Origin of the sequence: Paenibacillus sp., from assembly GCF_035645195.1 — a bacterium.
In the GTDB taxonomy this organism is placed as follows: Bacteria; Bacillota; Bacilli; order Paenibacillales; family YIM-B00363; genus Paenibacillus_AE.
In genome coordinates this window covers 144,732-164,559 of sequence record NZ_DASQNA010000016.1, presented here as the reverse complement: position 1 = coordinate 164,559, position 19,828 = coordinate 144,732, and the positions used below count along the sequence as shown (strand labels likewise).

Below are 19,828 nucleotides of genomic sequence, written 5' to 3'. Positions count from 1 at the left end.
AGTCATTGCTTTTTCTTTAGGAAGAAAGGAAGGTGGAGCAAATGACGGAAGATACGATTGCGGCCATCGCGACGCCGCTCGGCGAAGGGGGCATCGCGGTTATTCGAATCAGCGGGCCGCGCGCGGTCGACATCGCCGAATCGGTGTTTCGGTCGAAGGTGAAACTGACGAAGGCGGAATCGCATACGGTGCATTACGGACATGTCGTTTCTCCGGCAACGGGGGAACGCATCGAGGAGGCGCTCGCGACGGTGATGCGCGCGCCGCGTTCGTATACGGCGGAAGACGTCGTCGAAGTGAGCTGCCACGGGGGCATCGTTTCGGTGAAGAAGGTGCTGGACGCGATTCTGGACCGCGGCGCGAGGCTTGCAGAACCTGGGGAATTCACGAAACGGGCGTTCTTGAACGGCCGAATCGACCTGGCGCAGGCGGAAGCGGTCATCGATTTGATCCGTTCGAAATCGGATCGGGCGTTCACGATCGCGCTGAAGCAGGCGGAAGGGGTGCTGTCGCGCAGGGTGAAGGCGCTGCGGCACGTGCTGATCGAAACGATGGCGCACATCGAAGTGAACATCGATTATCCGGAGCATGATGTCGAAGAATTGACGAATGCGTTCATTCGGGAAAAATGCGAGGCGGCGCTCGAGGAGATCGAGACGATGCTGCGCACGGCCGAAGAAGGAAAGCTGCTGCGCGAAGGGATCGAAACGGCGATCGTCGGCAAGCCCAACGTCGGGAAATCTTCGCTGCTGAACGCGCTGGCGCAGGACAATCGGGCGATCGTCACCGATATCCCGGGCACGACGCGAGACGTCATCGAAGAATACGTGACGGTCGGCGGCATTCCGCTGAAGCTGCTCGACACGGCGGGCATTCGCGAAACGTCGGACGTCGTCGAGCGGATCGGGGTGGAACGTTCGAGAAGCGCGATCGCGTCCGCGGATTTGATTTTGTTCGTCGTGAACGGCCACGAGGAGCTTTCCGAAGAAGAGAATGCCTTGATGGACGAGCTCGCGGGTCGACAAACGATCGTCATTGTGAATAAAATGGACTTGGAGCCCAAAATCGATTGGAATGCGCTGTACGAACGAGTTCCGGAGGAACGGGTCGTACGGCTGTCGGCGCGGGAAGGGGAAGGGTTAGATCGTCTCGGGAAGGCGATCGGCGCTTTGTTTTTCAGCGGGTCCATCGAATCGAGCGATATTACGTACGTGAGCAACGTCAGACATATTCATTTGCTGAAGCAAGCGAAAGGCGCGCTGCTGGAGGCGCTGGACGGCGTCGCCGCGCAAATGCCGATCGATATGGTACAGATCGACGTGCGCCGCGCATGGGAGCAGCTCGGCGAAATGATCGGAGATGCCGTCAGCGATTCGTTGATCGATCAAATCTTTTCGCAATTTTGTTTGGGCAAATAACGACCGAAGAAGCAAGGAGGTAGAAAGCAATGACGACTACAGGATATGCGGCGGGCGAATTCGACGTCATCGTCATCGGCGCGGGGCACGCGGGCTGCGAAGCGGCGCTGGCGGCTGCGCGGATGGGCTGCGAAACGTTGCTGCTGACGATTAATTTGGACATGGTGGCGTTCATGCCTTGCAACCCGTCCATCGGCGGTCCGGCGAAGGGGCACGTCGTGCGCGAAATCGATGCGCTCGGCGGCGAAATGGGACGAAACATCGATAAAACGTACATCCAAATGCGAATGCTGAATACGGGGAAAGGTCCTGCCGTCCATGCGCTCCGCGCGCAGGCGGACAAGTTTATGTATCAGCACATGATGAAAGAGACGATCGAACGCACGCCGAAATTGACTCTCCGTCAAGGCATGGTCGAGCGGCTCATCGTCGAAGATGGCGAGTGCCGCGGCTGCGTCACCAAGACGGGCGCGGAATACCGGGCGAAGTCGGTCGTCTTGACGACGGGCACGTATTTGCGCGGCAAGGTGATTATCGGCGAGCTGATGTACGAAAGCGGTCCGAACAATCAGCAGCCGTCCGTCGAGCTGTCGAAGCACTTGAAGGAGCTCGGTTTCGACCTCGTGCGATTCAAAACCGGCACGCCGCCGCGCGTGCACAAGGATTCGATCGATTTCGGCAAGATGGAAATCCAGCCGGGCGACGACAATCCGAAGACGTTCTCTTACGATGAAGTGAAGCAGCCGGGTGAGCCGCAGCTGCCTTGCTGGCTCACGTATACGTCGGGGGAGACGCACGAAATTATTAACGACAACCTGCATCGGGCGCCGATGTTTTCGGGCGCGATCGAAGGGACGGGTCCGCGCTATTGCCCTTCGATCGAGGACAAAATCGTCCGCTTCGCCGACAAACCGAAGCATCAATTGTTCCTCGAGCCGGAAGGACGGTATACGAGCGAATATTACGTGCAAGGGCTATCGACGAGCATGCCGGAAGACGTACAGTTGCGTATTCTTCGTTCGATTCCAGGTCTCGAGAAGGTCGAAATGATGCGTACCGGGTACGCCATCGAGTACGATGCGGTCGTGCCGACGCAGCTGTGGCCGTCGCTCGAGACGAAACGGCTGCCGGGACTCTTCACGGCGGGTCAAATCAACGGCACGTCGGGGTACGAAGAAGCGGCTGGCCAAGGCATCATGGCCGGCATCAACGCGGCGCGCAAAGTGCAGGGGAAAGAGCCGGTCGTACTGGATCGTTCGCAAGCGTACATCGGCGTCTTGATCGACGATCTCGTGACGAAAGGAACGAGCGAGCCGTACCGGCTGCTCACGTCCCGCGCGGAATATCGTTTGCTGCTTCGCCACGACAACGCGGATCTGCGCCTCACCGATATTGGATATGAAATCGGGCTTATTCCGCAGGAGCGGTATGATAAGTTTTTGGCGAAAAAAGCGATGGTGGAGCAAGAGATTGAACGACTGCACAAAACGAAGCTTCGTCCGGAGGAGCAGGTCCAGGCGATTCTCGCGGAAGCCGGCTCGGTGCCGCTCGTCAATTCGGTCGACGCCGCTTCGGTGCTGAGGCGTCCGGAAATTACGTACGCGCACATCGAGCGGATGATTCCTTCTCCGTACCCGCTCGACAGCGAGATGAAGGAACAGGTCGAAATTCAATTGAAATATTCCGGCTACATCGAAAAGCAGCTGCAGCAAGTCGAACGGCTGAAAAAGATGGAGAAAAAGAAAATTCCGGAGGGTATCGATTACAACGCGATCCACGGCCTTGCCACGGAAGCAAGACAAAAGCTGAGCTCGATTCGTCCGATCTCGCTCGGCCAAGCATCGCGGATCGCCGGCGTGACGCCTGCGGATATTTCGATTTTGCTCGTTTATTTGGAACAATACAACAAAGTAACCGCTGCGAAAGGGTAAACGCCCGATACATCGAACGGCGGAGAAGAGGTTGATCATGACGGGGCCTGCGCTTGACTTTCAACGATTGCTCGCCGAACGGTCGATCGCCGTTTCGGAGCGGCAGCTGGAGCAGTTCGAAACGTATTACCGCGAGCTTGTGGAATGGAACGAAAAAATGAATTTAACGGGCATTACGGAGAAAGAGCAGGTGTACGTCAAGCACTTCTATGACTCGGCGTCGCTTGCGTTCTTCCACCCGATGGCCGATGTCGGTTCGATGGCCGACATCGGCTCGGGCGCCGGATTCCCAAGCATTCCGCTCAAAATCTTATTTCCCCATCTTCGAATTACGATCGTTGATTCCCTTCAGAAGCGGATCGGATTTTTGCAGCATTTGACGGAAACGCTCGGTTTGTCCGATGTCTCTTGCGTGCACGGCAGGGCGGAGGATGTCGCGAGATTGGCTGCGCACCGGGATCAATACGATTTGGTGACGGCGAGAGCCGTCGCGAGGTTGAACGTATTGGCTGAATTTTGCATACCGTTCGCGAAGCCTCGAGGTCATTTCGTCGCGATGAAAGGTTCCGATCCGGCGGAAGAGCTGGCCGAAGCGAAGTTCGCGTTCAAGGAGCTCGGCGGCGAGCTGGTCAACGACCATGCGTTCGAGCTGCCGATGGAACAATCGGGAAGGCATATCATCGTCGTTCGAAAAACGAAGCCGACGCCGGGCAAGTATCCGCGCAAGCCTGGTGTGCCGCTGAAAACGCCGCTAATCGCCACGAAATAATATCGCCATTGTTTCACGTGGAACATTTTCGCGTGAAATTCGAAATTTCTTTCTGCGACTTAAGCAGGAAATTCGACACACGTATCGAATAATCTTTATACGGCAAATCGAAAGCAGACTTGTCTCCGTCGAGCGGCGGAGGCTTGTTTTGCCTATGAGCCGCATTTTCGTTATATGATCGCTGAAACGTCCATGCGCGGAGCAATCGATCATTATTGAAAGTATGGTGCAATCGACATGAAGGAACAATTGAATCGTTTGTTTGGACTGGCCGAGAAATCGTCGAACGAAGAAGTGAAAATGATTTCGGTCGCTTCGATCGTTCCGAGCCCGTATCAGCCAAGATCCGTATTCGACGACGAACGCATCGAGGAATTGTGCCAAACCATACGGACGCATGGTGTCATTCAACCGATCGTCGTCCGCGTGCGCGACGGCAAGCATGAATTGATCGCCGGCGAACGCCGCTGGAGGGCTGTCAGGAAACTCGGCTGGGACACGATCCCTGCGATTATCCGCGAAATCAACGATTCGCAAGCGGCCTCGATCTCGTTGATCGAGAATTTGCAGCGCGAAGGGCTGACAGCGATCGAAGAAGCGCTCGCGTACCAGAAGCTTATTGAAATCCATTCCTTGACGCAAGAAAGTTTGGCGCAGCGTCTCGGCAAGAGCCAGTCGACGATCGCGAACAAAATACGGCTGCTGCAATTGTCCGAGCCGGTGAAAAACGCATTGCTCGATCGGCAAATTACCGAGAGGCATGCGAGGGCGATGTTGTCGCTCCCGAACGAAGAGCTGCAAGTGAAGGTGCTCGAGGACGTCATCACGAAAGAATTGAACGTGAAGCAGACGGAGACCCGCATTCAATTTATTTTGCAATCGATCCAGGAAACGCCGGAGAAAAAACCGAAACGGATATCGTTCTCGAAGGACGTCCGCTTAGCGGTCAACACGATTCGACAATCCGTCGACATGGTGGCTGGAACGGGTATGAATATCGTCAAGAACGAACAAGATTACGAAGATCGATACGAAATCATTATTACGATCCCGAAGCGATAAATACGAGGCGAGACGAAGTCGACAGCGGCGAGAGCCGCTTTTTTCTTCGCTTGTCCGAGCAAGAAGCAGAGAGAAAGCCGCATAAGAGGCCTGATCATACGTTTGAGGTGAAATCGGTTGTCGAAAATTATAGCAATAACGAATCAGAAGGGCGGCGTCGGCAAGACGACCACTTCGGTCAACTTAGGCGCGTCGCTCGCTTCGCTGGGCAAGAGAGTGCTATTGGTGGATATCGATCCCCAAGGCAACTCTACCAGCGGTATCGGCATCAATAAAGCGGATGTCACGTATTGCATTTATGATGTCATCATTAACGACATTCATCCGAAAGATGCGATCGTCGACACGAACATCCCGAACTTGAAGGCGATTCCGGCGACGATTCAGCTCGCGGGCGCCGAAATCGAGTTAGTGCCGACGATATCCAGAGAAGTGCGGTTGAAGAAGAGTTTGCAGCTTGTGCGCCATATGTTCGATTACATTTTGATCGATTGTCCGCCATCCTTAGGCATTCTCACCGTTAATTCATTAACCGCCTCCGATTCCGTCATTATTCCGATCCAGTGCGAATATTACGCGTTAGAAGGATTAAGCCAGCTGCTCAACACGATCCGTTTGGTGCAGAAGCATTTGAATACGACGTTGCAAATCGAAGGCGTGCTGCTGACGATGTTCGACGCGCGCACGAACTTAGGCATTCAAGTGATCGAGGAAGTAAAGAAATATTTCCAACATAAGGTGTACCAAACGATCATTCCGAGAAATGTCCGTTTGAGCGAGGCGCCGAGCCATGGGCAATCGATCATTACGTACGACCCGAGATCGAAGGGCGCGGAAGTGTATATGGAGCTTGCAAAGGAAGTGATCTCCATTGAATAAACGGTTGGGCAGAGGTCTCGACGCACTAATTCCTGCGCTTCATATTAAAGACGACGATAAAATCGTGGAGATTTCGTTAGCGCAGCTTCGGCCGAACCCGTATCAGCCGAGGAAACACTTCGACGAAGAGAGCATCGCCGATCTGGCCGGTTCGATTAAAGAGCATGGCGTCATTCAGCCGATCATCGTTCGCGCGGTGCTGAAAGGCTACGAAATCATTGCCGGCGAGCGGCGGTGGAGGGCTTCGGAACAGGCCGGTTTAGCGACGATTCCGGCAGTCGTCCGCAACTTTACGGACCGTCAAGTGATGGAGATCGCGCTCATCGAAAACTTGCAGCGCGAAGACTTGAACGCGATGGAAATCGCGCTTGCGTACCAGAACTTGATCGATACGTTTTCTTTGACGCAGGAGGAGCTTTCGGCCAAAGTCGGCAAGTCGCGTTCGCATATCGCTAATTTCTTGCGATTGCTGCAGCTGCCGGCGAAGGTGAAGGAATATGTTTCACGTGGAACATTATCGATGGGTCATGCGCGCGCGATCGCCGGCATGAAGGATGAAAAGACGATTCTCGCGTTAACGGAGCGTACGATCGCCGAACAGTGGAGCGTGCGCGAGCTGGAGGATGCGATTCGGAAACTCGAGGATCAACAGAAAAAACAGCCGAAGCCGAAAAAGGTAAAACGGGATCCATACATCCATGCGTTGGAAGAGGATCTGAGGGAATACTTAAAGACGACGGTGAAAATTAAAGCGAACAAAGACAAAGGGAAGATTGAGATTCTGTATTATTCCCAAGACGATCTGCAGCGACTCCTCGAAGTGCTGCAAGGAAAAATTACCGGCTAACGAGAAAATACAGCATACCGACGGTGAAGCCGATGGTATGCTGATTTGTTGTCTGGAGGCGGAAAAAGATGGACGTATACTACTTTGACAATGCGGCATCGTCGTGGCCGAAGCCGCCGGGCGTCGCGGAGGCGATGGTCGAGGCCGTGACGAAGTACGGGGCGAACCCGGGACGGGGGAGTCATAAGCTGGCGGTAGAAGCGAGCCGGGCGATATTCCGAACGAGGAAAAAGCTGGCGACGCTGTTCGGTATTCGCAATCCGAACGATATCGCATTCGCTCTGAACACGACCGCGGCGCTGAACACGGCGATTCTCGGCTATGTGAAGGAAGGGGATCATGTCGTATGCACGGCGGTCGAACATAATTCCGTTCGCCGTCCGCTGGAGTGGTTGAAGGAGACGAGGAATGTTCGGGTTACATACGTCGAAACGAGCGAGAGCGGACAACTCGATCCGATCCAGGTAAAGCGAGCGGTGGAGCCGCAGACGCGATTGATCGTCGTCAATCACAGCTCGAATTTGCTCGGCAGCATCGTTCCGCTCGCCGAGATCGGCGACATCGCGAGAAGCTGCGGGGCGGCGCTGCTCGTCGACGCGGCGCAATCGGCTGGCGTGCTTCCGATCGACGTGGAGGCGATGGGGGTCGATATGCTCGCGTTCCCCGGACACAAAGCGCTGTACGGACCGCAGGGGACCGGCGGATTGTACATTTCGCCGAAGCTTGAGGTTGCTCCGCTCGTCGTCGGCGGTACGGGAAGCCAGTCGGAGGCGGTGCTGCAGCCGACGGTGCGGCCGGACCGGTACGAATCGGGCACGCAAAATACGCCGGGCATCGCCGGTTTGGGCGCGGGAGTCGATTTCGTTCTGCATGAGACGATCGCAACGATCCATAATAGAGAATGGGGATTGACGCAGCGAATGATGGAGGGGCTGATGCGCCTCGACGGCATTCGGCTGTTGGGTCCGAAGCTCGGCGAACCGAGGACGGGCATCGTTGCATTCACGGCGGAGGGCATCGGCAGCGCGGAAATAAGCTTCGTGCTGGATCAGCATTTCCGCATCGCGGTGCGAGCGGGTTATCACTGCACGCCGCTGGCGCATCGCGTCGCAGGCACGGAAGCGACGGGGGCGGTCCGGGCAAGCGTAGGGGCGTTCACGACCGACGATCAGGTCGATTATTTCGTCGACGCGGTCGGACAGATCGTTCGGGAATATCGCGGCAAAGCGTAAGACGACGATGACGACAGGGAGTTGAACGGCATGGGGGAAATCGTTGTTTTTGAACTGCCGCTAGAAGGTTGGATTGCGATCGGAGCGTTCGGTTTCGTTATTTTGTTCGTTTTATGGCTGGTATCGGTTGTGCGGATCGGCAAGCTGAAGCGAAGGCTGAACGCGTTCTTGAAGGATACCGGCGCAGCGGATTTGGAAGGCGTTCTTGCGAAGCTTCACGAACGGGCGGAGGCGCTGAAGGCGGCGTCGGACCGATTCGAACAGCGCATCGCGGCGCTGGAGGCGAAGGCGGAACGTATGAAAGCGAATGTCGGGGTGTTGAGGTATAACCCTTTCGACGAAAGGGGAGGCAGCGACTTGAGCTTCTCCTTGGCGATCGTGGACGAAAGCCAGAACGGGGTGGTAGTGAGCTCGCTGCACAGCCGCGACGAAAGCCGCGTCTACGCGAAGCCGCTGGAGGCGGGAGCGTCGGCGTATCCGCTGACGCCCGAAGAGAAGGAAGCGATTATTCTCGCGAAACGGAAGTCTTAAGCGCGGTCAGTCGTTCTTCGGCGGCAAGGCGGACCGATTCGGCGATGACGTCGGCCATGTTGACGACGAGCGAAAGCCGCGTATTTTGGAGCACGAAATACTCCATGAACCCGCCGACGTTGACGATGCCGGTAACGTGGTAATCGCCTACCGGCGGCAGTTCTTTATTGACGCCGGCTCCCGGTTTCACGGGGCCTTCGCCGGCCTGGATGCAGCCGACGCTGGACAATTGGCCGAGACAGGCGTCGACGGCGACGATGAACGGATTGCGGTGTTCTTGTTGAATCAGCTCGAGACGTTCGGTTAAATTAACGGCATGGACCGGCTCGTCCAGAGTGCCGTAAACCGGGATGTCCGAGCTTTTGAACAAGGAACTGCCCACGAGCGGACCCAAGGCGTCGCCCGTCGACCGGTCCGTGCCGACGCAGACGATGACGATCGGCTGGTACGCCGGAACGGCGGAGAATACGTAACGCAGCCGTTCGTACAGCTGGGGCACGGCGTCAGGGTCGGTGTGCATCAGCTTCAATGGGTTCGGAGAATTCGATTTTTTGTTCGATAAAAACGAAAAAGAACCGATAGAAAAATTCATAGCGTCCCCGCCTATCGCTTTACTGTGTAGAGTAGTAACAGTATACGGATGGCGGCAATTTTTTATACGCCGTTCTAGGACAAGTTCATAGATTTTCGCTAGATTTCATCGGAGGAGAGGGGCGGACGGGGATGGCAGGGCTGTACGTCATAGCATTCGATTCCACGCAGCAAGCGATCCGCACGGAGATGCTGCTCGAATACGCCGAGATCGACATCGATACGATGCCGACCCCGAAGGAGATTACCGCCGGGTGCGCGCTGTCGATCGGATTCGAGGGGCGGGATTTGGACCGGGTCATCGGCATCTTGCGCGACGAGCGGGTAGAGGTGCGCGGCGTTTACTTAAAAAACGAAACCGGTTATGTTACCATTGAAGTCTAGGAGGAGGACATGCTATGGGGAACATACCGATTGATGCCGTCATGGGCACCGTTCTCGACTCGGTGATGAGCACCGCGTTTTGGATCGGCATCTTGTGGGTGCTGACGAAAATTGCACTGTACTTCGTGGCCGGAAGAGTCTTGGTCGGCATCGCCGGACGCGCGATTACGCATATCGTGATCGATCGGAAGACGGCGGGGAAAGGACCGGTGCGGTTCGATCCGCGCCGGGCGCAGACGATCGGCAGGCTCGTCAACAACGTCGTTTCGTATGCCGTCAATTTCATCGTGCTGATGCTCATCTTATCGGAGCTGGGCGTCGATCTTGCGCCGCTGCTGGCAGGCGCGGGCGTGATGGGCCTTGCGATCGGTTTCGGGGCGCAGAGCCTCGTCAAAGACGTGATCACCGGCTTTTTCATTATTTTCGAAGATCAGTTCGCCGTCGGAGACGTGATCAAAACGGGCAATTTCCAAGGCACCGTCGAGGAAATCGGTTTGCGGGTGACGCGGATTAAAAGCTGGACCGGCGAGGTGCATATCATTCCGAACGGCGCCATTACGGAAGTGACGAACTTCTCGACGAACAACACGGTCAGCGTGGTGGACGTTTCGATTTCTTACGAATCCGACATCGATCGGGCGGCGGAGGTCATTCGCCGAACCGCGAAAGAAGTGTCCGAGACGAACGCCAACATCGTGAAGGAGCCGGAAGTGCTGGGCGTGCAGCAGCTGGGGGCGTCCGAAGTCGTCATCCGCGTGACGGCCGAGTGCAAGCCGATGACGCACGTCGGCGTCGGGCGCGAGCTGAATGCGGCGATCAAGAAGGCGCTGGACGCGGAAGGGATCGAAATCCCGTATCCGCGCATGGTGATGCTGCAGAGAACGGAATGATCGGAGGAGAGGGCGATGGCGGAACCGAAAACGTTCGGGCTCGGGGACATCGTACAGATGAAGAAGCCGCATCCGTGCGGCGCGAACGAAATGGAAATCATCCGCATGGGAATGGATATTCGAATTAAATGCAGAGGGTGTCAGCACAGCGTGCTGGTGCCAAGGACGAAATTCGAGAAACGGATGAAGAAAGTATTGGTGGCCGCGCCGAAGCCGGACGGAGAGAGTGCGGACGGAAAGTAACCGAAAGCAGGGTGTTGCGCTCCGGCTTTGGGTGTGATATTATATCACTTGTCGTCCAAACGGAGAGATACCCAAGAGGCCCAAGGGGGTTGACTCGAAATCAACTAGGCGTCGCAAGGCGTGCGTGGGTTCGAATCCCACTCTCTCCGCCATACATACGAATTCGGAACCGGTGCTGAGGCGCCGGTTTTTTTGCGTCCCGAGGACGGTACCCCCGAAGGCGCGCCAATCGGTTCCAAAGCATGCTTTGGGCCGAGAAGGAGAACCCTAAAGCCAGGAGGTGAGGGGTTTTGTCCAAGAAGCCGAAGTTCAAACAAAACAAAGGCAACCGGTACGCGCACGATTCGGAATTCGCCGAAGAAGTGATTAAGAAGAGCGAAGCCCATAACTCGTACGGACAGCAGCAGGAACTTATGATTAAAGACCGGTAAAGATTCACTCCTCCCGGCCCCGGCGAATACGATATTCCAAACCTTCGGAATTCGCCGATGTCGGGAGGAATCGTTATGAAGCGTACGGACTCGGTGCCGGAGACGAAATGGGGGCCATGGTCGGAAACGTTCTTTTACGCGGTCGGCGCGGCGGCGGGCTGGCTCGCCCATTTTTTGTCCGGATATTGATCGATTTGCGAAAAAGGGAAAGAAGCATAGACCCTGCGATCGCCGCATCCGCAGGTCTATGCTTCTTTCGTTTTAAAGAAGGTTTAATGAACGGTTTGATGCTTGCTCTTCAACACCCACACGCGATCGTCATTCGTGTTTTCCGGCAGTTTATCGCCTTTCTTCAATTCGATCTGTTGCGGGTCCTCGATGCCCATATGGTGGTCGTTCTTGCCGGTTTCGATGTAGATGCCGTTGTTCGGCGCCTTGTCCCCGCCATGAAACCGCGTCGCTTGTGCCATCGCAATCACCCCCGATTATAGGGTGTCCATCGGGCTTCGAAACATGTTTCCCGAAAATTGGTTCGCTCGTTCGGAAAAGGGCGCTTGCCCTCGCATCGCGATTTTGTTATATTAAAGCTTAGTGCGAGTTTACTGTTTCATCAAGCAAGCTCTCGCTCCTTGCTCCGCTTTTCGTAGCGGGGCCTCAGACCAAAAGGAGGTGAATATCGATGCGCAAGTACGAAATTATGTATATTGTCCGTTCCGACCTGGACGAGCAAGCGGTCCAAGCGGTGGTGGAGAAATTCCAGGGCATTATCAATAACGGCGGGGAAGTTACGAAGCTCAACGTAATGGGCAAGCGCCGTCTTGCGTACGAGATCAACAAGAACCGTGACGGCATCTACGTGCTGGTGAACTTCACCGCAACGCCGGAAGTCGTTAAGGAACTTGATCGCGTGATGCGGATTACCGACGAAGTTATCCGCTACATGATCGTACAAGACGTAGCGTAAAGCGCCTTTAGGCGCAACGATCCGTTACAGGAGGGATTGGGTTGCTGAACCGCGTCATATTGATCGGCCGTTTAACGAAGGATCCCGAGCTGCGGTATACGCCGGCCGGCGTCGCCGTCGCGCAATTTACGCTGGCGGTGGACCGTCCGTTCTCGAGCCAATCCGGCGAGAGAGAGGCGGATTTCATTCCGATCGTGGTCTGGAGGCAGCTGGCTGAGACATGCGCGAACTATTTGCGCAAGGGCCGACTGGCCGCCGTGGAGGGCCGCATTCAAGTGCGCAGCTACGACAACAACGAAGGCAAGCGCGTCTACGTGACGGAAGTCGTGGCTGACAACGTAAGGTTCTTGGAGCGCCCGAACCGGGACGGAGAAGAAGGCCCGCGCGAACCGCAGGGCGGAGGTTTCCAAGGAGGCGGAGGCGGCTATCAAGGCGGCGGACGCTCCGGCGGAGGCTCTCGCGGCGGCGGCGGCGGCAACTTCGACCCGTTCATCGACGACGGCAAGCCTGTCGACATTTCGGACGACGATTTGCCGTTCTGACCCTAACGAATCGAAGGAACGACCAGCATAAACGGAACAATTTAATACGAAAGGAGTTACTAAACCATGGCAGAGCAACAAGAACGTCCGGAACGCCCGGAGCGTCCGGAACGCCCGGAGCGTAAATTCGGCCGCGGCAAGCGCGGCGGCAAGCGCCGGAAAGTGTGCTACTTCACGGTGAACAAAATCAAGCATATCGATTACAAAGATATCGAACTGCTGAAGAAGTTCATCAGCGAGCGCGGCAAAATCCTGCCGCGGCGCGTAACGGGTACTTCCGCGAAGTACCAGCGCGCTTTGACCGTTGCCATCAAGCGTTCGCGCCAAATGGCGTTGATCCCTTACACAACGGAATAAGACGACCGAACGGGCCGTCCCGCAGTCGATATGACTGGGGACGGTCTTTTTTTGCCGAGCGCCCGAAGGTTGGGCGGAAAGCCGCCGCCTTCGGCAGGTAAGAACGAAGCCCGCCGTTCGACGTGGGCGCGGCGAATTTGTGGTATAATGCAAAGTATAAGCGGCTTTCCTAAGCCAGTCGTAAGGAGAGGGCCATGACGAACGGCAAAGAGGTGGATGTCGCCCGGAGGGCGAAGATCATCGAATGGTTAAAAACCGAGATGATCGATGAGATGGCGCAGCTGCACCGCGGGCTGTGGGAAGGGCGCCAAGCGAAAATCGTTGACGGCTTGGCCAGCTTGGTCGTATCGTCCTATCTGTTGGCGCGGCGCGTCGGAGTGTCGTACCGGGAGCTCGACGAGACGGTGCTGGAAAAGCTGAAAACGCATAAAAGAGACAATCACCAACTGGAAGAATGGTACGGCGATTTGTCTTCATTAGAGAGTCATTTGGATAGAAGGTGAAGGTGAATCGCGTTGTCCGCTAGAGAGCAATCATCGATGAGGAAACATGCACTCATTTGGGGTACCGCGCTGCTGCTGGTCCAGCTCTCCCTGATCACGCCGCTGCTCGCGATCACGTTTTGGTTCGCGGCGATTCCGGCGGTCGTGTTGTACGTCAAGACGAACCGAGCGTGGTTCGCCGGCGCCGCCGGCGTCTCGCTCGCCGTCGGTGCGACGTTGTCGGGCTCGTTCGCATTAGGGTTTCTATGGATCGCGCTGACGACGCTCGTGCCCGCGATCGCGCTAGGCGAGGCGTACCGCAGAAGGCACAGCGCGCGCAAGTCGGTGACGGCCGGCATTATCGCGTATTTGGCGATGTTCCTGCTGTCGGTGCTTATCGCGACGGGGCTCGGCGTCAATTTGACGACGGCGATCGGGGAGATGATTCGCGACGGGCTCGCCGCATTCCCGGAACCGATGAGGGCGGCGTTGACGGAAGAGACGCTGCATGAATTTATTTTATGGACGGTGCGAATGATCCCGTTCTATTTCATCGCCACGTCCGCTTTGATGGCCGCGCTGACGCATACGCTGTCTCGTCGTCTCGCCAACCGGAGAGGGCCGGCGCTCGTGCCGTCGATGCCGCCGATCCGAGATTGGAAGCTGCCTCGAGCGTTCGTATGGTACTACTTGATCGCGCTGTTCGTCGATCTGCTGGTGCCCGCGGACGATACGTCGTTCCTGACGACGGCGATCGTCAACATCGTACCGCTGTTTATGTTCGTATTCGCCGTGCAGGGCATCTCGTTCCTGTTCTTCATCGGCTACGCGAAGCGGAAGATGTGGATTCCGTGGGTCGGGGTGGCGGCCGTCGTGCTCGTGAACCCGCTCTTCTCCGCATTCAGCTTGCTCGGCGTCTTCGATACGGCGTTCCCGATTCGAGACCGCTTCCGGAAAACTTAAGCGGGATAAGGAGGGGTGCTTTCGCTATGCCGAAATGGTTGCAGGCCCGTTGGTTAAGCCGTCAGTCGTCCGTGCCGATGGCGATGTCGGGCGTCCTGTCGCTCGCGCTGTTCGCCTATTCGTGGATGGCGGGCGTCATCGCCCTCCTCGCCAGCGGCGGCGTCGCGGCGTTCTCGCTGCTGGCGGAGCGAAAGCGTCGCAGCGAGATCCAAGCGTATATATCCACCATCTCGCATCGGGTGAAGAAGGCGTCGAGCGACGTCATCGCCGATATGCCGATCGGCGTCGTGCTGTACGGCGAAGACAAGCTGATCGAATGGCATAACGCCTATATCGCGAAGACGATGGAACGCGAATCGCTCGTCGGCGAGTCGATCGGCGCGCTGTGGCCGGCGCTCAAGACGATCAAGGAGAAAGACGCGACCATCGAAATTTCGCTCAGCAAACGGACGTTCCAGGTGCGGGTCCGCCCGGAGGAACGTTTGCTCTATTTTACCGATATTACCGCGTACGCGGCGCTTTCCAAAAAATACGAGGACGAACGCATTGCGTTCGGCTTGCTCGTGCTGGATAATGTGGACGAAGCGACGCAAGGCATGGACGATCAAGCGCGAAGCGTAACGATGGCGACGGTAACGACCGTGCTGAACGATTGGGCGGTCCGCCATGCGATTTACTTGCGCCGCTCGGCTTCGGATCGGTTCTTCCTGCTGGTGAACCAGAGCGAGCTCGCGAAGCTGGAGCAAAGCCGGTTCGACGTGCTGGACGAGGTGAAGGACGCGACCGCGCATTTGAAACTGCCGATGACGATCAGCATCGGGATCGCGGCCGGGACGGCGAAGCTGACGGAGCTCGGCCAAATGGCCCAAACGAGCCTCGACATCGCGCTCGGCCGCGGGGGCGATCAGGTCGCCGTGAAAGTCGGGGACCGGATGAGCTTCTACGGCGGGAAATCGAACGCGGTCGAGAAACGCACGCGCGTGCGCGCGAGGGTCATCTCGCACGCGCTGCGCGATTTGATGAAAGAAAGCGACAAGGTCGTCGTCATGGGGCACAAAATCCCCGATATGGACGCGGTGGGCGCGGCGATCGGCATCTTGAAGGCGGCGGAGACGTTCGGCAAGCCGGCGTACATCGTGCTCGAGAGCGTCAATCCGTCGATCCACCGCTTGATGGAGATGATTTACGAAGACGAAGAGCTGACGAACAAATTCGTCGCTCCGGAGGACGCGTTCCATCTCATTACGCCGAAGACGCTGGCGGTCGTCGTCGACACGCACAAGGCGTCGCTCGTCGCGGAGCCGAAGCTGCTCGGGCTGACGAAGCGGCTCGTCGTCGTCGACCACCATCGCCGCGGGGAGGAGTTTCTCGGCGAGGCGACGCTCGTGTACATGGAGCCGTATGCGTCGTCGACGTGCGAGCTCGTGACGGAGCTGCTGCAGTACATTCACGAGGGGCTCGCGCTCGGCGTGCTGGAGGCGACGGCGATGCTCGCGGGCATCGTGACCGACACGAAGAGCTTCTCCGTGCGGACCGGCTCGCGGACGTTCGAAGCCGCTTCGTTCCTGCGCCGCAACGGCGCCGATTCGACGCTCATCCAACGGCTGCTGAAGGACGACCTTCACGGCTATCTCATGAAGGCGGACATTATCCGGCACGCGAAAATCGTGCATAAGCATTTCGCCGTGGCGGTGACGCAGCCCGGCCAGCGCTATCCGCAGCTCTTGATCGCGCAGGTGGCTGACACGCTGCTGAACATGCAGGGCGTCGTCGCGTCGTTCGTCGTCTGCGAGCGGCCCGACGGGCTGATCGGCATCAGCGCGCGGTCGATGGGGCAAGTGAACGTGCAGGTCATCATGGAAAAGCTAGGCGGCGGCGGCCATCTGACGAACGCGGCGACGCAGCTCGAAGGCTCGATTCACGACGCCGAACAGCGCCTGCTGGCGCTGCTGAACAGTTACGAAGACAGGGAGGGGCTCTTGGAATGAAAGTGATCTTCTTGCAGGATGTGAAATCGCAGGGGAAGAAAGGCGAAATCAAAGAAGTCTCCGAAGGCTACGCGATGAATTTTCTCATTCCGCGCGGGCTGGCGAAGCCCGCCTCGGAAGGCAATGTGAAGACGCTGGAGAACCAAAAGCAAGCCGAACTCCGGCGCAAGGAACAGGAAAAAATCGAAGCGCAGCAGCTCGGCAAGACGCTGGAAGGCCTCACGGTCGTCCTGAAGTCGAAGTCGGGCGAAGGCGGCCGGCTGTTCGGCTCGATCACGAACAAGCAGATCGCCGAGGAGCTCGAGAAGATGAAGATCAAAATCGACAAGCGGAAAATCGCGTTGGACGAGCCGATTCGTACGCTCGGCACGACGCAGGTGCCGGTGAAGCTGCATCCGGAAGTGACGGCGACATTGAAAGTGCAAGTGACGGAAGGATCGTAATCGATGATGAACGGGAACGGAGATAAGGTCTTATTCGATCGGATCCCGCCGCAAAACTTAGAAGCGGAGCAGGCGGTGCTCGGCGCCGTGCTGCTCGACAGCGTCGCGATCATTTCGGTGATGGAGACGCTGAAGCCGGATGATTTTTACCGGCAAGCGCATCAATACATTTTCGAAGCGATGGTCGAGCTGAACGGCGACAACGAGCCGATCGACCTGATCACGCTGTCGACGCGACTGCAGGCGAAGCAGCAGCTCGCCGAGATCGGCGGCATTCAATATTTGACGGAGCTGGCGAGCGCCGTGCCGACGGCCGCCAACGTCGGCTACTACGCGAAGCTCGTCGAGGAGAAGGCGATGCTGCGCCGTCTCATCCGGGCCGCGACCGAGATCGTCACGAACGGCTATGCGGGCGCCGAGGACGTCGGCAGCTTGCTGAGCGAGGCGGAGATGCGCATCCTCGAAATCGCGAACCGCAAGTCCAGCAGCGGCTTCGTGTCCATCAAGGAAGTGCTGATGGAGGTGTTCGAGAAGGTCGAGTCGCTGTACAACACGCGCGGCACGACGACGGGCATCCCGTCCGGCTTCCCGGATCTCGATCGGATGACGTCGGGCTTCCAGCGAAGCGACCTGATCATCGTCGCCGCCCGTCCGTCCGTCGGCAAAACCGCCTTCGCGCTGAACGTCGCCCAGAACGTGGCGGTGCGCGCGAAGGAGACGGTCGCCATTTTCTCGCTCGAGATGTCGGCCGCGCAGCTGGTACAGCGTATTATTTGCGCCGAGGCGAACGTCGACGCCGGCCGCATCCGGACCGGCAACCTCGAAGGCGACGACTGGGAGAAGCTGACGATGGCGATCGGCACGCTGTCCGACGCGGAAATTTACATCGACGATACGCCGGCCATCACGGTCGCCGACATCCGGGCGAAATGCCGCCGACTCAAGAAGGAACGAGGGCTCGGCATGATCCTGATCGACTACTTGCAGCTGATCGCGGGCCGCGGCAAAGCGGGGGAGAACCGCCAGCAGGAAGTTTCCGAAATTTCGCGGACGCTCAAGCAGATCGCGCGGGAATTGGAAGTGCCGGTCATCGCCTTGTCGCAGCTCAGCCGGGGCGTCGAGCAGCGGCAGGACAAGCGGCCGATGATGTCCGACCTTCGGGAATCGGGCTCGATCGAGCAGGACGCCGACATCGTCGCGTTCCTGTACCGGGACGACTACTATGACAAAGAGTCCGAGAAGAAGAACATCATCGAAATCATTATCGCCAAGCAGCGGAACGGTCCCGTCGGCACCGTCGAGCTCGTCTTCCTCAAGAACTTCAACAAATTCGTGTCGCTGGATAAATCGCATAGCGATCAGCTCCCTGCGGCAATATAATGTTAGGATTTTTTGTTAACGATCCGAATGTTTATGCGGTCTCCCGCAGAAACGTTCGGATTTTTCATTGACTTCCGTTCCGTGGGATTGTTACACTAAGAATGCTCAAAACTGACCCGAAGGGGGAGAGCTCATGTCGACAGTCGTTGTGGTAGGCACGCAATGGGGAGACGAGGGCAAAGGAAAGATTACGGATTATCTCGCGGAAACCGCTGAGGTCGTGGCCCGGTACCAAGGGGGCAACAACGCGGGGCACACGATTATGATCAACAACCACAAATACAAGCTGACGATGATTCCGTCGGGCATTTTTTATCATGAGAAGCTGTGCGTCATCGGCAACGGCATGGTGATCAATCCGAAGGCGCTGATCGAGGAAATCCAGTACATCCACGACAACGGATTTTCCACGAAGAACTTGAAGATCAGCGACCGGGCGCACTTGATCATGCCGTATCATTTGCTGCTCGACGGGCTCGAGGAAGAGCGCAAGGGCGCCGACAAAATCGGCACGACGCGCAAAGGCATCGGCCCGGCGTACATGGACAAAGCGGCGCGCAGCGGCATCCGGATTTCGGATCTCATGTACGCCGACGAGTTCGAGCGCAAGCTCCGCCGCATCATGGAGGACAAAAACCGCCTGATCGAGCAAGTGTACGGCGCGAAGGGGCTCGAGGTCGAGCCGATTCTGCAGGAGTACCTCGGCTATGCCGAAGCGCTGCGCCCGTACGTGACGGACACGTCGATCGTGCTGAACGACGCGATCGACGCCGGCCGCCGCGTCCTGTTCGAAGGCGCGCAGGGCGTCATGCTCGATATCGACCACGGCACGTACCCGTTCGTCACGTCGTCGAACCCGTCCGCGGGCGGCGTGTGCATCGGCTCGGGCGTCGGCCCGACGAAAATCAACCAAGTCATCGGCGTCGCGAAAGCGTACACGACGCGCGTCGGCGACGGTCCGTTCCCGACGGAGCTGCATGACGAGATCGGCGACTTGATCCGCGAAACCGGCCACGAATACGGCACGGTCACGGGCCGTCCGCGCCGCGTCGGCTGGTTCGACAGCGTCGTCGTTCGGCACGCCCGCCGCGTCAGCGGCATCACGGGCTTGTCGCTCAACTCGATCGACGTGCTCACGGGCCTCGAGACGGTGAAAATTTGTACGGCGTACCGGTACCGCGGGGAGACGATCGACTACTACCCGTCCAACCTGCAGATGCTCTCGGAGTGCGAAGCGGTGTACGAAGAGCTGCCGGGCTGGTCCGAGGACGTCTCGAACGTGAAGTCGCTGGACGATCTGCCGGAGAACGCGCGCCATTACGTCGAGCGCGTCTCGCAGCTGACGGGCATTCCGATTTCGATTTTCTCCGTCGGCCGCAACCGCGAGCAGACGCATCTCGTTCGTCCTGTATACGCCTAATAGCAGCGCCCCTGGAAATCGCGTCCCGCGTTTCCGGGGGCGTTTGTTTTAGAAACGGAATCCGACGTCCATACTGGTAAG

23 protein-coding genes and 1 tRNA gene are annotated in these 19,828 nt (G+C 57.6%); 22 read left to right on the top strand and 2 right to left on the bottom strand.

Features of this window, described 5'->3' with window-relative positions:
- The first annotated feature begins 41 nt into the window (after positions 1-41).
- The 8 genes from mnmE (at position 42) to VE009_RS08260 (ending at position 8,669) form a co-directional block, all read left to right on the top strand.
- Entirely contained in the window at positions 42-1,418 is a 1,377-nt protein-coding gene (gene mnmE, locus VE009_RS08295; protein ID WP_325006936.1) for a tRNA uridine-5-carboxymethylaminomethyl(34) synthesis GTPase MnmE, read from the top strand.
- Positions 1,419-1,447: 29 nt separating this feature from the next.
- Entirely contained in the window at positions 1,448-3,349 is a 1,902-nt protein-coding gene (gene mnmG, locus VE009_RS08290; protein WP_325006921.1) for a tRNA uridine-5-carboxymethylaminomethyl(34) synthesis enzyme MnmG, read from the top strand.
- Positions 3,350-3,386: 37 nt separating this feature from the next.
- Positions 3,387-4,118, top strand: coding sequence for a 16S rRNA (guanine(527)-N(7))-methyltransferase RsmG (gene rsmG / locus VE009_RS08285; protein ID WP_325006920.1), 732 nt, complete (start codon positions 3,387-3,389; stop codon positions 4,116-4,118).
- Positions 4,119-4,355: 237 nt separating this feature from the next.
- Entirely contained in the window at positions 4,356-5,180 is an 825-nt protein-coding gene (gene noc, locus VE009_RS08280; protein WP_325006919.1) for a nucleoid occlusion protein, read from the top strand.
- 117 nt (positions 5,181-5,297) lie between these two features.
- A complete protein-coding gene (locus tag VE009_RS08275) occupies positions 5,298-6,059 on the top strand; it encodes an AAA family ATPase (protein WP_325006918.1) in 762 nt (253 codons plus the stop codon).
- Entirely contained in the window at positions 6,052-6,906 is an 855-nt protein-coding gene (locus VE009_RS08270; protein WP_325006917.1) for a ParB/RepB/Spo0J family partition protein, read from the top strand. Before VE009_RS08275 ends, VE009_RS08270 begins: the two co-directional genes overlap by 8 nt.
- Before the next feature lie 68 nt (positions 6,907-6,974).
- Positions 6,975-8,138, top strand: coding sequence for an aminotransferase class V-fold PLP-dependent enzyme (locus tag VE009_RS08265; protein ID WP_325006916.1), 1,164 nt, complete (start codon positions 6,975-6,977; stop codon positions 8,136-8,138).
- Between the two features lie 30 nt (positions 8,139-8,168).
- Positions 8,169-8,669, top strand: a complete 501-nt coding sequence (locus VE009_RS08260) for a DUF4446 family protein (RefSeq protein WP_325006915.1) — start codon at positions 8,169-8,171, stop codon at positions 8,667-8,669.
- On the opposite strand, the gene yyaC is transcribed toward VE009_RS08260, so the two are convergent.
- Positions 8,644-9,261, bottom strand: coding sequence for a spore protease YyaC (yyaC, locus tag VE009_RS08255; RefSeq protein WP_325006914.1), 618 nt, complete (start codon positions 9,259-9,261; stop codon positions 8,644-8,646). The two genes, VE009_RS08260 and yyaC, sit on opposite strands and share 26 nt — an antisense overlap.
- A 131-nt stretch (positions 9,262-9,392) precedes the next feature.
- Here yyaC and VE009_RS08250 point away from each other — a divergent pair, with 131 nt between their 5' ends.
- The 5 genes from VE009_RS08250 to VE009_RS08230 all read left to right on the top strand — a co-directional run bounded on the left by VE009_RS08250 (position 9,393) and on the right by VE009_RS08230 (position 11,208).
- Positions 9,393-9,644 (top strand): DUF3343 domain-containing protein, encoded by a 252-nt coding sequence (locus tag VE009_RS08250; protein WP_325006913.1) that lies wholly within the window; start codon positions 9,393-9,395, stop codon positions 9,642-9,644.
- Positions 9,645-9,658: 14 nt separating this feature from the next.
- Positions 9,659-10,534, top strand: a complete 876-nt coding sequence (locus VE009_RS08245) for a mechanosensitive ion channel family protein (protein ID WP_325006912.1) — start codon at positions 9,659-9,661, stop codon at positions 10,532-10,534.
- A gap of 15 nt (positions 10,535-10,549) precedes the next feature.
- A complete protein-coding gene (locus VE009_RS08240) occupies positions 10,550-10,777 on the top strand; it encodes a DUF951 domain-containing protein (RefSeq protein ID WP_325006911.1) in 228 nt (75 codons plus the stop codon).
- 61 nt (positions 10,778-10,838) lie between these two features.
- A tRNA-Ser gene (locus VE009_RS08235) sits at positions 10,839-10,929 on the top strand.
- 138 nt (positions 10,930-11,067) lie between these two features.
- The gene (locus tag VE009_RS08230) at positions 11,068-11,208 is read left to right on the top strand and encodes a hypothetical protein (RefSeq protein ID WP_325006910.1); all 141 of its coding nucleotides are present in this window, start codon (positions 11,068-11,070) and stop codon (positions 11,206-11,208) included.
- A 272-nt stretch (positions 11,209-11,480) separates the two neighbouring features.
- On the opposite strand, the gene VE009_RS08225 is transcribed toward VE009_RS08230, so the two are convergent.
- Positions 11,481-11,678, bottom strand: coding sequence for a YjzC family protein (locus VE009_RS08225; RefSeq protein ID WP_325006909.1), 198 nt, complete (start codon positions 11,676-11,678; stop codon positions 11,481-11,483).
- A gap of 209 nt (positions 11,679-11,887) precedes the next feature.
- Between VE009_RS08225 and rpsF the strand changes: the two genes are divergently transcribed.
- The 9 genes from rpsF (at position 11,888) to VE009_RS08180 (ending at position 19,747) form a co-directional block, all read left to right on the top strand.
- Positions 11,888-12,172, top strand: a complete 285-nt coding sequence (rpsF, locus tag VE009_RS08220) for a 30S ribosomal protein S6 (protein ID WP_325006908.1) — start codon at positions 11,888-11,890, stop codon at positions 12,170-12,172.
- Between the two features lie 41 nt (positions 12,173-12,213).
- On the top strand, positions 12,214-12,714 hold the full coding sequence (gene ssb / locus VE009_RS08215; RefSeq protein WP_325006907.1) for a single-stranded DNA-binding protein: 501 nt from the start codon (positions 12,214-12,216) through the stop codon (positions 12,712-12,714).
- Positions 12,715-12,780: 66 nt separating this feature from the next.
- Positions 12,781-13,071 carry a 30S ribosomal protein S18 gene (rpsR, locus tag VE009_RS08210; RefSeq protein WP_325006906.1) on the top strand — a complete coding sequence of 97 codons (291 nt, stop codon included), beginning with the start codon at positions 12,781-12,783 and terminating at the stop codon, positions 13,069-13,071.
- A gap of 194 nt (positions 13,072-13,265) precedes the next feature.
- On the top strand, positions 13,266-13,574 hold the full coding sequence (locus VE009_RS08205; protein WP_325006905.1) for a MazG-like family protein: 309 nt from the start codon (positions 13,266-13,268) through the stop codon (positions 13,572-13,574).
- 36 nt (positions 13,575-13,610) lie between these two features.
- Entirely contained in the window at positions 13,611-14,516 is a 906-nt protein-coding gene (locus VE009_RS08200) for a DUF2232 domain-containing protein (protein WP_325006904.1), read from the top strand.
- Positions 14,517-14,542: 26 nt separating this feature from the next.
- Positions 14,543-16,504: a DHH family phosphoesterase gene (locus VE009_RS08195; RefSeq protein WP_325006903.1), complete on the top strand. Its 1,962-nt coding sequence runs from the start codon at positions 14,543-14,545 to the stop codon at positions 16,502-16,504.
- The gene (rplI, locus tag VE009_RS08190) at positions 16,501-16,947 is read left to right on the top strand and encodes a 50S ribosomal protein L9 (RefSeq protein WP_325006901.1); all 447 of its coding nucleotides are present in this window, start codon (positions 16,501-16,503) and stop codon (positions 16,945-16,947) included. Before VE009_RS08195 ends, rplI begins: the two co-directional genes overlap by 4 nt.
- A gap of 6 nt (positions 16,948-16,953) precedes the next feature.
- Positions 16,954-18,327, top strand: a complete 1,374-nt coding sequence (dnaB, locus tag VE009_RS08185) for a replicative DNA helicase (protein WP_325006935.1) — start codon at positions 16,954-16,956, stop codon at positions 18,325-18,327.
- A gap of 133 nt (positions 18,328-18,460) precedes the next feature.
- Positions 18,461-19,747, top strand: a complete 1,287-nt coding sequence (locus VE009_RS08180) for an adenylosuccinate synthase (protein WP_325006900.1) — start codon at positions 18,461-18,463, stop codon at positions 19,745-19,747.
- The last annotated feature ends 81 nt before the right edge of the window (positions 19,748-19,828 follow it).